A 12,939-nucleotide genomic window follows, 5' to 3' on the forward strand; every position below is an offset into this window, starting at 1 on the left:
GGAATATGAGCAGGAATTGCTCGCACTTGTGAAGACGTTAAACCAGAACGTCGATGCCGTAGACCCGGTGCTCCAGGAACAAAAGGATCGCAAGCGTCTTAGCGGTCTTTCGAGCTCCCTCGCGAAGTCGAACATAGTTCTGACATGGGGTCTTGTCGCCTCAGTGGCGCTCAACGGGATGCTTGGTTGGTTCGCTGTTCACCCTGATCGCCAATACTTTGCAGCCGACGGCACGCGGGTGGTTCGACTGGTCCCACTTTCAGAGCCTTATCTGAAGCCAGCGGACGTTATCCAGTTCGCCCGAGACGCGATCAACCGTTCGCTGACGATCAATTTTCAGCAGTACCGCGGCCAGCTGGAAGAGGCACGTGAAGATTGGACTCGTGAAGGATTCAAGCAATTTCTGCAACAGCTCGAAGCTGGGGGATACCTGGACTCGATCAAGACCAAGCGCATGAACATGACCGTCACTGCGGGCACAGGAGTGATTGTTAGCGATCGGCTGGTCGACAACGTCTGGGTTCGCAAGGTGGAGCTTCCAATCGAGATAAAGCTGACTGGGCAGGTCACTGAACAACCCGCTCAGAACTTCGTCGCTCTCGTGACGGTTACTCGTATTCCCACACTCGATTCCCTTGTGGGCGTAGCCCTCGACAACATCGTCATCAAGCCCCGGTAAGGGAGGAACCATATGAAACGATTTCAGCTTGTAGTGCCGATGCTTGTCTTGGCAATCAACACTGCGTTTGCACAAGACGGACAGGCGCCGCAAAGCGCTTCCATGGGCCCCGGGGCAGTGCAGCAACCGGCGCAACAGCAACCCGTGCAGCAAACGATGCAACAGCAACCGGCACCACCTCCTGGACAGTGGGTTCAGGTGCAAGGACCAGGCACGCCTGCAAATTTCCCAGCGGCGCCAGGCCAAGCTAATGCGAATGTAAATCCTCAGATGCAAAATGCTTTCCCGCAGACGAACTACGGCGCGGCGAACTATGTCGTGGGTGGCCAACCACAGGGCCAGCCGCAAGCCCAAGCTCAGGGGACCGCAGTAAATCAGCCACAGCAAAATGGTATCGCTCCGATGCCCCCCCTGCAGGCTCCAGAGGGTTCACCAGATTTTGAGGAAGTCATGAGAGTGGCTGCTCCATTCCCGCCTGCCCAAATTAAGGAGATGCGCGGAAATCTTGAAGAAACAAGAAAAGCGAAGGCGTATCAGCCTGTCAGAGCTATCCCGAGAATTACGAGTGTCTCTGTCGACCTCAGCCCGGGTGCTTCACTGCCGGTGTTGCGGGTGATGCCTGGTGAAATTTCTAACCTGGTCATCCTTGATTCCACCGGCGCACCATGGCCTCTGGCAATCACACCGAGAATTTCCAGACCCAACATCTTTACGGCTGAATGGCTACAAGGTTCGCACGTAGTGGTGGTTTCAACCACATCCCCATATGAATCCGGAAACATCGCCCTTTTTCTACAAGGGTCTGCAACACCTGTGGTCGTAAAACTCGTTACGGGTGAGCCTGATGGAGAAGGTGAGAAATCGCGGGTTGTAGATGCACGGCTGGATGTGCGCGTTCCAGGCCGAGGCCCAAACGCCAAAGCCCCATTAATCGGCCCGGGCAAAATTGCTCTCTATGACGACACTCTTCAAGCCTTTCTTGACGGTATCCCGCCTAAGGATGCTCGATCCGTGACTGCGCATGGCGATGTACCTACACATACAAAGGTTTGGCAATACAACGGCGACATCTTCGTCCGCACTCAGCAAGACATTCAAACTGCGTTTGATCAGAGTTTATCTTCAGGTGATGGGACTAAGGTGTATCGCCTCCCTGCAACACCGTTTGTAACACTGTCTCAGATGGGCCAGTCAGTTACCCTTCAACTTGACATCAACTGAGGTCCATATGAGTACTCAAGCTGATATCGGTCGCCAAACAAAAGTAATTGTCGCCCTGGCAGCGATAGTTGTCGTTGGCGGCGGCTACCTTGGCTATACGTGGCTCCAAAATCATAACGCGACTAGTTCATCTGTTCGCGGAATCACCACTAATGCGAAGGGTACAAAAACGGAAGAAAGCGAACAATATCGTCAGGTACTGAACCGATACAATCAGTCGAACGCCCAACAAGCGGAGGCTAACGGCGGTTCGTACATGTCGGTCATGTCAGCTCAGTCCGTTAGACCTGAAACAACTGGGACAAATCAGACGCAGCAACCACCGCAGATTAACTACTACTACCAACAGCCGCAGCAACAGCCGCAACAAGTTGTTACTCGCAACAAAGAGTACGACAAGCTAATTGCACAACAGGTTACAGGCATAATGTCTGCATGGGTTGAAACGCCACACGGTTCAGGCACGTTGAGTGCTGACGCCGAGATTACCCCATCGGCCTACGCGCAATCAGTCATGCCGGCATCTATGGCCTCTACCGGCAGCGCAGGCGCCGGTACTCAACGAGGCGTTAATAATGCAGGTGGTGGAAAGGAACCCGATAGTGTGGTGGTTCCTGGCTTTACCTTAGCACCGTCAATCCTCAAAACAGAGATTGATACTGACGAGAACTCAATGGTGCGTGCCGAGATTGCTACCGGGCCTTTCGCCGGGGCTATCTGTTTCGCGATGGGCTACAAGCGTATTAACGAAACTGTGGACATGACATTCAGTTATATGGAGTGGAAAGGGCGTTCTTACAAAATTGCTGCTAAAGCGGTAGATCCAGACAGCATGAGGACTGCGCTTTCAGGCGAAGTAAACAATCGCTATTTCGAGCGAATCATTCTTCCTGCACTCGCAATTGCCATTGGCAAAACGGGTCAGCTTTATGAGCAGGGTAGCGCTCAAAACATCATCACAAGTCAGGGCGCAGTAATCTCGACTTATCCCGAGACGCCTAATGGTGCGGCAGTAGCTGGTACTTTTGCTGGCGGAATTGGGCAGCAAGCGGGCAAGGTTCTCGCAAATGACGGCGCGAACATGCCTCAAAAGCAGGTAATTCGACCTCTAGGGTCAACAATCGGGATTCAATTTATTGGCCCGGTTATGGCAAGCGACGCACTCGACAAAAATGCTATTCAAGCCAACCAGAAGGATGAATTGAATACGCTTAGCCAACCTGCTGGCCAGCCAAAACCTCAATATCGCTTACCTCCTAGTGCAACGGGCAGCGGTGACCAAGAGGGTATGGGCAACGGGTATCCAGGCTACACCCCTGGTCTCGGTCAACCCAACATTATGAACTCGACTCGCTACTGAGTCAGCGCTGAAAGGACGCCAAGATGACAACACAGACAGCGGGCGACATGGATGTATTTGCATCTCCGGCCCCGAAAGCAAGCGTGGTTCAACCGGAAGCTGATCCCCGATCAACTCAGGATTCTGTGCCAAACAGAAATAGGAACTCGTTTGTAGAGAAAGTTAAGCCATGGCATTTCATCGCAGTGCTTGCGGTGATCGCGGCTATCTGGATCTTCGTGCCGAAGATTCTCCGCTCCAATGCATCAACTTCGCAGGGGCAACAATTCAGCACTCAAGCGACCCAGCCTACATATGTGCCGAATGAGCGCCCAATCCCGGCCCGAGCTGTAGAAGAGCCACTGAGCCCTCCACAACCAGTTGCCGACCAAGTAGAAATGATCCAAGTAAAAAGCCAATTGGAGACTTTCGCGAAGGTCACTGCTGAGCTGCAGGGGCAGGTCAGAGAACTTCAGGCGAAGATCGCGATGCTGGAGTCCCGGCGCCTTGATACGCCGCCAAAAGCCAAGGAGAGGCTCCAAGCTGTACGTAACCAGCCAGCCGCTCCAGCTAGCGCCACGTCCAAGGTACTCACTGGATACAGCATCAATACCGTTTACACGGATCAAGCCTGGCTGGGACACGATCAGCGAACATTCGTTGTCCAGGTCGGTGATGTGTTTGATGGAATTCGTGTGCTCCGTATAGATCCCGTATCCCGCCAGGTTGTTACAAACCTCGGCGTGATCCGCTAAGGAGCAAGGTATGGATCTCGCGAGCATGATCATTGGGGCAGCGTCTTCGCTGACCAAAGTGATATGGCTACTGCTATGGAGCCTAGGTGCGCTCATCGGCTTGATGTACGCAGGCATGGTACTTCGCAGGATGCAGCTCGCCAGTGTCCAACCCGGTCGCCGTCCGATATCTGCTGGCAGCACGGTGATGATTCTCATCATTGGAGCAATGCTGTTCAACTTATCGGGGACTATAGGCACGGTCTGGACCACTTTCTCAGAGGGTCAGTCGAACTATGGTGCGATCTCATGGAGCGGCGCAGAGCAATTCGGCAAATTCAAAGATGCTGTAAATGCGGTATTGACCTTGGCAAGTCTGGCTGGCGGGTTTTTCTGCTTCAAAGGATTGATGCTATTGAAGAAAGCGAGCATCGATGGAGAGTCTTCAAACGGAGCGGAGGATCTTATCTGGCGTGCTTTAACGCACCTTATTGCGGGCGCTGGGCTGGTTCATGTAGACAAAATGATTGATGCGTTTCAACAAACATTCAAACTTTACTGGTAGCACATAACGGAGCGGTATTATGAAATTGAATCCTTTCGAAGCAATCGGCGATGTCGTACGTAAAGCTCACGTGCAGTTGATCACCAAGACCGACGAATACAGCCAACACCCGGTACAGCGTCGAATCATGTTGGCAAGCGCCGGTATTACGATGACAACCATGTTTGTTGCCCAGGCACATGCTGAAGGTTTTGCTGACATGGGGAGCAAAGCAGCGGAGCAGGGCGACTCGTTGAAAGAAAGCTTCGGAAAGCTTTTTGCAGTGCTGGGTTTTGGCGGTGCTGGTTGGGGCGGCATGAACATGTGGAAAAAAACTCAGCAGGGCGAGAACAGCCGAGTTACTGGCACTCAGATCTGGGGGCCGCTGTTGGGCGGTGCAGCACTCGGCGCGACCGGCTTCATGATGACAACTGCAGGTGAAACTGTGGGTATCGATGCCGGCCAACAAGGCGTTGTCCCTTAACCACTAGCAGAACAGGCAGTCTCAACGGCTGCCTTGGAGGTTTGATGAGCAGCGAAGATATTCAGTCAGACATGGTAGTCCCCGACGCTACGCTGGGTCGTAACTTCGAACGTCCAGCATTGCCGGGTTTGACATTATCTACCAAAGCGCAGATCTGGGGAGACAAAGAGCCAGGTTCTATTGAACCCGGTAAGAAACTGTTGAACGCAGAGTTGCGGAGCGAGGTATTACGCGACAGCAAACATCGTTGTTACTTTTGTGGTTTCCCCTCGCAAAGCCTGGAAATTCACAATTTAAATCAGAACCACCAAGATGTGCGCAAAGACAACTTACGCGCCGTAGATTCTTTGTGTCACGGGTGGCAGCATCTTGGGGAGCTGGGGGAAGGGAACGCATTCATCGGATACCTTCCAGGGTTAGTTGCTCAGGACGTTAATAACCTCCAAAGGTGTATTTTGGTGGCCTTGGAAACAGGTGATGAATCGACTAAAGCTGATGCGAAGAAGTTGTTAAATTGGCTGGCTTCACACAGACAGTACACCGAAGCGGCGTGGGGCACCTTTGAACCTGGCGTATTTGCTAATGCGCTTGTGAAGATGGAAGGAGTCGGGACCGATGTGCACGGTGTAGTGTTTAGAGACCTTGCGGTAATCTTTAATCCAGGTGCCTACAGCGCAAGCGCAAACCAATGGGCTCATGATGCTTATAAATCGACACCTACAGCATCTTGGCCAAATGTGTATCACGACATAATGAATGCGCCGAGCTGAAGGGGAAGGGTATGGGAGTTCTGGAGAAGTGCGTAGATGCTGTTGAGGGTGCAATTGAGTACCTTGCCCGACATCTCATCAATAAAGACATGACAAGCTACTGCGAGCTGATGACCGCAGTAGGTGTGACCGATGAAGACATTCGGCGTTCTCCAGATCTGAAGGACCCGTACACGTTGGTCAACACAGGATATTCGTTACTGACTGTTTTTGACCTCCAAGGCACCTTTCAGATGCTTTCTGAGCACGAATTTGCCGCGATGATTGAATCGTTACGAGTTCGAATGACGGGTTATATGAAGCGTTACGGACATTCACTGACCTTTTCGTTCGAGCGCGATCCTGACCGGGCCAAAGACGAGTTAATGCGACTCGCTGAACCTTTGCTCAATACGGCTCGAAGGATTGGGCTCGAAACCGAGGACATCATTTTGGACCGGGTAATGCGTAATTACCCTCTGTGCTCATGGGAGCAAAATATTCTTGTTGTATACACCCATCTGAGCGCTATGAGTTCCGAAGAACAAAAACGCGAGATGAATGCCCTTACGGCAAGTTTGGCGAAGCATAACGTCCCTCGGACGCAATATGGCCAGAATCCTGCGTTTGCTCTTTCCGCATTAAAGTATCGCCATGACACGATGGTCAAGCGTTTGCAGGATGATTTCGCAAACTGCGGCGTTGATGGTCAAAAGGGGATCATGATGAAACCTCTGACTGCGCACGAAGCCGTAAAGCGCGTCAGAATTATGATCAACCGCGAAGGTACCTCGCAAAAGTTCCGGCCGTCTCTACCTGGCGACCGCCACATGCCGAGCGGCCCAGAACGATCTGACGACTATTCGGACCTTATTGCCCCTCGTTTGAGCTACCAGATTTGCAGCAACAACGTAGAGCCAGATGGCAATTACATTCGCACGGATAGACTCTGGCATGGCTCGTTTGGTATGGAACTAGGTCCGCAGGATCCACTTCCCTTCAAAGAACTGTTTTCTGCAGTTGATCAGGTTGTCCCTTGGCGAATTCGGTTTGACCTAAACCCGAGCGGTCTGAACGAGGTCCGGATGCGGCGAATGGTTGCAGGCTTTGTAGGGCTTCTGCCAAGCAACCGCTCCATTCGTGAATCTTTCGCGGACCTGGAAAAGCTTCAAAAGGAAGAAGCGATTCTTTCAATGAAAGTTTCGGCTTCTACCTGGGCTGAGGACAAAGACACGGTTAAGCAGCGCATGTCTTCTTTGGAGAAATCATTGCAGTCGTGGGGTACATGTCAGGTTAGCCAGAACCATGGCGATCCTATGGCTGGCCTTGCATCCACCATCCCTGCATTCACCACAAAAAATACAGCGAATCGTCTGTTGCCTCCGCTTCCAGACGCTTTGGCTATGCTCCCTTTACAACGGCCGGCGACACCTTGGGCAGATACCGGCTCATGGATCCTCAGGACGCCTGAGGGCAAAATCTATCCTGTGGGTCTGGGTAGTAGTATCCAAGACACCTGGATTGAGCTGTTCTCGGGGATACCTGGCTCGGGTAAATCGGTAACTGTAAACACGATGAACAACGCTGCGATCCATCGGCCTGGTGCGGTTCAGCTGCCGCTGATGACAATCGTGGATGTCGGACCGTCCTCATCCGGACTGATCCAGGTGATTCGCGACTCGCTGCCTGACCATCGAAAAAATGAAGCTGTTTACCTCAAGCTCCAGAACAGTGTCGAGTACGCAGTTAACCCTTACGATACGCAACTCGGAGCCCGCCAACCCACCACACGGGAGCGTGAGTTTCTCGTCGATTTCATGAACCTGCTTTGTACCGATACCGATATCGGCCGCGCGCCTGCAGAAGTATCTCGTGTCAATGAGCGCTTATTGACCTTGGTTTATGACGACAGAGCCGGAAACGGGGCAAATCAGTACGAGCCCGAAGTTGTTCCATTAGTAGACAAGATCCTGCTCGAGACCGGGATCCTTGCTGAGCATGATGAGAAATGGTGGTCTACTGCTACCTGGTATGAAGTAACCGATATGCTGTTCGCCGCAGGCTACATTCAGGAAGCGACGATTGCTCAGCGGCAAGCATCGCCAGTGCTGGCTGACTTTAACGCAATGTTGAACAACGAAAGCATCCGACAGATGTTTGGGACGATCCAAACCAAAAGTGGAGAGCCGCTGCTCAACTACATGTCACGCTGTTTCGTAGTGGCAACTACAAGCTTCGCTTTGTTCTCCGGCCGGACCAGATTCGACCTCGATGCAACAACGCGCGTTATCTCAATCGACCTCAACGACGTCATTGGCTCTAAAACCGCTGAGGGAGCTATCAAGACGTCCTGCATGTACCTCTTTGCTAGACAGCTCGCAGCAAAGAACTATTTTCTCCGTAAGGAGGAATTAGTGAAAGTCGTTCCTGAGTTATATGCTGATTACCACATCAAGCGTGCAGACGATGTTGCGTCGCAGCAGAAAATTATTGCGTACGATGAGTGGCACAACACCAGTGGCCTTGAAGCGCCGGTTCAAACCGTCATCAAAGATGGCCGCGAAGGTCGTAAATGGGGTATCCGAATTATCGCGATCTCTCAGTTCATGAACGACTTTCCGCAACCACTACTGGATGCATCGACTTCGGTGTATGTGCTACGTGGCGGGAACCGCAGTGATGAAAAGGTTCTTCGTGATTCTTTTCAGGTTTCCGACCAAACCATCAGCGAGCTTCACCGTAAATGTGTTGGCCCAACTGAAGAAGGCGCGAACATGCTCGCCATTTTCAAAACCAATCAGGGCACCATTACGCAGATCCTCACCAACACTACCGGTGCACTGGAACTGTGGGCCTTTTCTACCACACAGCAGGACGTTTCCCTACGCACGGCGCTGTATAGCCGGCTCGGATCCATGGCGGCGAGAAAGGTGCTTGCTGCCAGGTTCCCCCTCGGTACCGCGAAGACCTACATCGAGCAGCTGGAGCTGCGGGCGGGTGCAGAGCAAGCCAAATCGGTTGTTCTGAAGCTCGCCGATGAGATGACTACTGAGTACCGGAACCGTCGCAAAGCAGGAGCACATGTCTAATGAACGCACTCAAATCTTCACCTCTTGCAATAGCAGTGCTTACGTTAGGCATGTTCGCTTCTAAGCCTGCCTACGCGATCTGTGACGGCTGCGTAGTTGGTGCTGTAGAAACCGCAAATCTCAGCATCACACTCGCGGTTAATGCCACAACTGCGGCCGTAGGCGCCATGGCAGGCTCGGTGAACACAATGCTGTATCAAGTGGGGACAGCCGTAACGCAGGGCAGCAACAAAGTTGCCAGCACCGTTGAGACAGCAGCCCGGGTTGAACGGGAATTTGCAGCGACCCAAGAAAAGAACCGCCGATACGAAGATGCGCGGCAACGGTACTACGTCGCGAATTCAATCTGCAGCGAGTCCGCCTCAGGCGGCTCGGTGGACGTGAAGGCAGGCGTAGCCGCCATTAAGACATCCATGAGGTCTGGTGGCGGTAGCCAAACCGCGAACCGCAAGATTGCCCAGGCGCTTACGTCGCCGGCACCTGCCAGTGAGATCGACTCAATGCGCGCGGCGAGCATTCACGCTGATTACTGCGATACGGATGACTACGCTGCTTACGGCGGGGCGAGTGCATGCCCGAGCGTCTCCCAGACGATGCCAGGTGCCGACAAACGACTTGACTCCATATTGATCGGCGCCGGTCCCAATGGAAAGAGTGCCGATCTAACCTTCTCCCAAGAACAGACAGACGCTGCGCAGATGTACACGCAGAACTCAGCCCGCCGATCGATCGGCAGCCAGCTTCGCAAAGGCGAGGCTGAAAGCGAGGCAGGGGCGCAATACATTGGCCTGTTTCTTCAGTACGGCGCGATTCTCAATGCCGCAACTGATCCGCAGGACCAGCTGGTTGCGGACAGCCAGCCTAATCCCGCAACAAAAGACCTGCTGGTTGATACGCTCAAGTCATCCTCCGCCCAGGCGTATTACAACAAAACGGCGTCCGCCAAGGCCAAGGCGACTGGAACTATGTCGGCTAGGGAGTTTGAGGCCTTTGAAGTCGGGCGCCGGTATGCAAACACCGAGTACCAAGCGGATCTGCAAAACATGGAGGGTGACAACTTGGTTCGTGAACAGATTCGCGTGCAGTCACAAACAAATTGGTTGCTGCTTGAGCTGCGCAACGACGTTCAGCGAGGAAACATCATCGACGGCCTCAATCTCGCAAGCAATGCACGCTCGGAGTTTGAGCCCATCCTGACCCAAAAAATGCGCGCTATTTCCGGGCGTATGGGAGGCAGCAAATAATGACAGATCACTCGCCATCGCGATCTAAACAGGCTGCGTCCATCGCCTTGCGCATAATTCTCCCATTCTGGTCGATGAAGCAGACCGTGCGACTGGCCAAGCAAGAAGCTGCCAAAACCAAAGAAAATTGGGAAGCCATCAAAGATCTGTCTGCAGAAGCAAAGCAGGCGTTGTTTCAGAGCGACGGCGGCTCCGAAGCCGGAAGCGAAGCTTTGACGTTCGAGCAGGCGATGGCCAACCGCAAGCCAGGTGCAATGTCTGTCGAGCAACTGCATCTCTATTTCTTGCGTAGGAAGCGTGCAGCGCTGCTTGCCGGAGCCATTTTTTGGATGTTTGGGTTAATCGGCGTTGTAACTGGGTACTTTGACGGTTCGATGAGGACGGTGATCCAAAGCCTATTGTCGATCGCTGCAGCTACACCGCTGTTTTTCGCTCTTGCACTGAGCGCGCAGTTTCGACTCTGGCAGTTGGAGACCCGACGCCTTTCAGAGGATGAAAAAGGAGGGTTTGCTGATTTTCAGAATGAAAACCCAGATTGGTTGATCAAAACGCTGAACCCTCTGTACGGCAAACACCATGGAGCAGAGCTATGAAAGGGATTGCGAGTAAAAGCTTCTGGTTCTTGGTCGCCTGGATGGTTTCCCTCCCCAGCTGGGCTGCGGATGGAACGACGATCAGTGAGATATCTGCTGCAGCAAAAAGAACGGGCGATAAATCCCGCGAAGCTCTGGTGGCGATATACGGCAATGTCGTGAATAACCCACTCGCCGGCGGCGACACCAGCGGGGACACCATTCTTGCGAGCATATTTCAGGTCTTCAACGGTGCCTTGCTAGTAGTCGGGGCGATTTGGGCTTGCTACATCGTATTCCGCAAGCTCACACGCACCGCGCACGACGGTTCTGTATTCGACAAACAACAGACGACGATTTGGGGGCCTGTACGCCTCGTGTGGGGCCTTGTGTCGCTGGTACCCACCGCAAGTGGCTGGTCGCTGTCACAGCTGCTTATGCTGTGGGGAGCCTCGGTCATGGGTATTGGTATCGCGAACCTCGGCGTCGACAGCGCGATAACAGCCTTCAGTGACGGTACTTCGATGGTCGTCCAGCCTGTCATGCCTTCGACAGTTAGTCTCGGGCACAGCGTCTTTGAGGCCAATCTGTGCCTCCACGGGATCAACGCGGGTATTGCGCAGGCACAGGCGAGCGGCGCCTTAGTTACTCAGAATGGCTACGTTCAGCAGTCAGCAACTCAGACCGGGTTTATCCTAAAAAACGCGAGCTTTGTCTGTGGCGGTGCCGACGTCCAGGGCGACCTTGAGCCTCAGGCCGTGTCCACAAATCTCTTCGGCGGCACCATTGACGTGTCGGACATACGCAAAGCCCACCTGGCTGCTCTGACGGCCATGCAGGCCAGCCTAAGCACCTCTGCTCAAAACTTTGTAAATGCAGTGATCCAACGGCAATTAGGGAAAACCACTGCCCTGCCTGACGTGGAGATGGCAATTCAGTCTGCGGCCCAAGCATATGAGAACTCAGTAAACCGCGCGGCAGCTACCAAGCAAGGGAATATTGGGGAGTTGTCCAAAAAAATGACCTCCAGCATCAAAGAGGCTGGGTGGTGGACTTTGGGCGCCTGGTACCAAACGTTCGCTCAAGCAAACACAAAGCTGTCTGATGCAATGGCTGCAAAAGCGTCGGTGTTCGGCATGTCCTCCAGCGGCGATCCTGCGATCGTGAACGTGTACGCCGCGGCAATGGAGGCTTACCAAGCGCAGCAACAGTCATCAACCTTCACGAGCACTCTGGGCACCCAAACCAGCGGCGATTATTCGAAGGGCGCCGGAGGTTCAGATGCGGGCAGCATCATTGGCAGTATTTTCTCCGCACCTGGTCAGCGAATCGTCAATTATCTGGTAGATGTAAATGCTGGCGGGGAGGGCCTGGGCCAAGTCAACCCGCTGATCAAGATGAAAAATCTGGGCGATTACACGATGGTGGCGGCTGAAACTGCCATGGGTGGATACGTAGCCGCTAAAACCCTGGAAAAGGTCAAGGAAGGCTGGAGCATAGCCGGAGCTTTCTCGAAGGTTGCGAACGCTGTTACCTCGTTGGGGGATGCTTTATCGGGCGTGCTGGATGCCGTCGGCCCTTTCATAATCATGCTGATCATCACCCTGTTTATCCTGGGCGGGACCTTATCCACTTACCTCCCGATGGTGCCCTTCATTATCTGGTTTGGCGCCGCAGTTAACTGGCTCGTCGTTGTCGGCGAAGCCGTGATCGCTGCACCTCTTTGGGCTATTACTCACCTGAACGGTGAGGGCGATGGTATGGGGCAAAAGACCACTCACGGGTACATCTTTCTGCTCAATGTGATGGTCCGACCGATCTTGATGGTGCTGGGGTTCTTTCTTGGCGGAGCGGCGTTGATTGCTGGCGGCACGCTGCTAAATCAGTTGTTTGGAGTCGCATTGGCCAACGCACAATTCGACTCGATTACGGGCCTGTTTTCGATCATTTTCTTTTTGATGATCTACTGCTCGATGTGCTTGAACCTCGTGCACAGCTGCTTCAACCTGATCATGATCGTGCCTGACCAAGTGATCAATTGGGTCGGTGGCCACGCATCAGCAACCATGGGCCGTGATGACAACGAGAAGATGAAAAATGCGATGAACGTGTTCGGCAACAAGCTGGAACATCTCGCTCCACGTCCGGGTCCCTCCGGTGGCCGAAACAAAGGGCCTACAGGCGGTGACGGTATAAAATCCTAAAAGTCAAAATAACGGGGCCATATGGCCCCGTTATCAATGGCGGTTTGACCTGTCAATAGGTCGTGCTAGAATAAACATAG

11 protein-coding genes are annotated in these 12,939 nt (G+C 53.2%); all 11 read left to right on the forward strand.

All coding sequences use genetic code 11. The features are described from left to right. Positions 1–679: DotI/IcmL family type IV secretion protein (locus SLW75_RS26415; protein ID WP_410935845.1), on the forward strand; the 679-nt coding region annotated here is incomplete at its 5' end. Between the two features lie 12 nt (positions 680–691). Then, complete coding sequence (locus tag SLW75_RS26420; protein WP_410935846.1) at positions 692–1,900, forward strand: DotH/IcmK family type IV secretion protein; 1,209 nt, start codon at positions 692–694, stop codon at positions 1,898–1,900. A 7-nt stretch (positions 1,901–1,907) separates the two neighbouring features. Further along, positions 1,908–3,260: a conjugal transfer protein TraO gene (gene traO / locus SLW75_RS26425; RefSeq protein WP_410935847.1), complete on the forward strand. Its 1,353-nt coding sequence runs from the start codon at positions 1,908–1,910 to the stop codon at positions 3,258–3,260. A 23-nt stretch (positions 3,261–3,283) separates the two neighbouring features. Beyond that, a complete protein-coding gene (locus SLW75_RS26430; RefSeq protein ID WP_410935848.1) occupies positions 3,284–3,994 on the forward strand; it encodes a hypothetical protein in 711 nt (236 codons plus the stop codon). Between the two features lie 10 nt (positions 3,995–4,004). After that, positions 4,005–4,538: a conjugal transfer protein TraQ gene (gene traQ, locus SLW75_RS26435; protein ID WP_410935849.1), complete on the forward strand. Its 534-nt coding sequence runs from the start codon at positions 4,005–4,007 to the stop codon at positions 4,536–4,538. Positions 4,539–4,557: 19 nt separating this feature from the next. Continuing rightward, positions 4,558–5,001 carry a hypothetical protein gene (locus SLW75_RS26440; RefSeq protein ID WP_410935850.1) on the forward strand — a complete coding sequence of 148 codons (444 nt, stop codon included), beginning with the start codon at positions 4,558–4,560 and terminating at the stop codon, positions 4,999–5,001. A gap of 44 nt (positions 5,002–5,045) precedes the next feature. After that, positions 5,046–5,771: an HNH endonuclease gene (locus SLW75_RS26445; RefSeq protein ID WP_410935851.1), complete on the forward strand. Its 726-nt coding sequence runs from the start codon at positions 5,046–5,048 to the stop codon at positions 5,769–5,771. 11 nt (positions 5,772–5,782) lie between these two features. Then, positions 5,783–8,839, forward strand: coding sequence for a hypothetical protein (locus SLW75_RS26450; protein WP_410935852.1), 3,057 nt, complete (start codon positions 5,783–5,785; stop codon positions 8,837–8,839). Continuing rightward, positions 8,839–10,083, forward strand: a complete 1,245-nt coding sequence (gene traW, locus SLW75_RS26455; RefSeq protein ID WP_280319595.1) for a conjugal transfer protein TraW — start codon at positions 8,839–8,841, stop codon at positions 10,081–10,083. Before SLW75_RS26450 ends, traW begins: the two co-directional genes overlap by 1 nt. Then, positions 10,083–10,676 carry a hypothetical protein gene (locus tag SLW75_RS26460; RefSeq protein WP_410935853.1) on the forward strand — a complete coding sequence of 198 codons (594 nt, stop codon included), beginning with the start codon at positions 10,083–10,085 and terminating at the stop codon, positions 10,674–10,676. The genes traW and SLW75_RS26460 overlap by 1 nt, the downstream gene beginning before the upstream one ends. Continuing rightward, a complete protein-coding gene (locus SLW75_RS26465) occupies positions 10,673–12,859 on the forward strand; it encodes a DotA/TraY family protein (RefSeq protein ID WP_410935854.1) in 2,187 nt (728 codons plus the stop codon). The genes SLW75_RS26460 and SLW75_RS26465 overlap by 4 nt, the downstream gene beginning before the upstream one ends. Positions 12,860–12,939 lie beyond the last annotated feature (80 nt).

Origin of the sequence: Pseudomonas sp. W5-01 (genome assembly GCF_046540435.1) — a bacterium.
In the GTDB taxonomy this organism is placed as follows: Bacteria; Pseudomonadota; Gammaproteobacteria; order Pseudomonadales; family Pseudomonadaceae; genus Aquipseudomonas; species Aquipseudomonas graminis_B.

Excerpts from the sequence above, each read along its gene's own strand:
- SLW75_RS26465 (WP_410935854.1), top strand. The coding sequence starts at position 10,673 with ATGAAAGGGATTGCGAGTAAAAGCTTCTGGTTCTTGGTCGCCTGGATG.
- traQ (WP_410935849.1), top strand. The coding sequence starts at position 4,005 with ATGGATCTCGCGAGCATGATCATTGGGGCAGCGTCTTCGCTGACCAAA.
- traO (WP_410935847.1), top strand. The coding sequence starts at position 1,908 with ATGAGTACTCAAGCTGATATCGGTCGCCAAACAAAAGTAATTGTCGCC.
- SLW75_RS26450 (WP_410935852.1), top strand. The coding sequence starts at position 5,783 with ATGGGAGTTCTGGAGAAGTGCGTAGATGCTGTTGAGGGTGCAATTGAG.
- SLW75_RS26460 (WP_410935853.1), top strand. The coding sequence starts at position 10,083 with ATGACAGATCACTCGCCATCGCGATCTAAACAGGCTGCGTCCATCGCC.
- traW (WP_280319595.1), top strand. The coding sequence starts at position 8,839 with ATGAACGCACTCAAATCTTCACCTCTTGCAATAGCAGTGCTTACGTTA.
- SLW75_RS26430 (WP_410935848.1), top strand. The coding sequence starts at position 3,284 with ATGACAACACAGACAGCGGGCGACATGGATGTATTTGCATCTCCGGCC.
- SLW75_RS26420 (WP_410935846.1), top strand. The coding sequence starts at position 692 with ATGAAACGATTTCAGCTTGTAGTGCCGATGCTTGTCTTGGCAATCAAC.
- SLW75_RS26440 (WP_410935850.1), top strand. The coding sequence starts at position 4,558 with ATGAAATTGAATCCTTTCGAAGCAATCGGCGATGTCGTACGTAAAGCT.
- SLW75_RS26445 (WP_410935851.1), top strand. The coding sequence starts at position 5,046 with ATGAGCAGCGAAGATATTCAGTCAGACATGGTAGTCCCCGACGCTACG.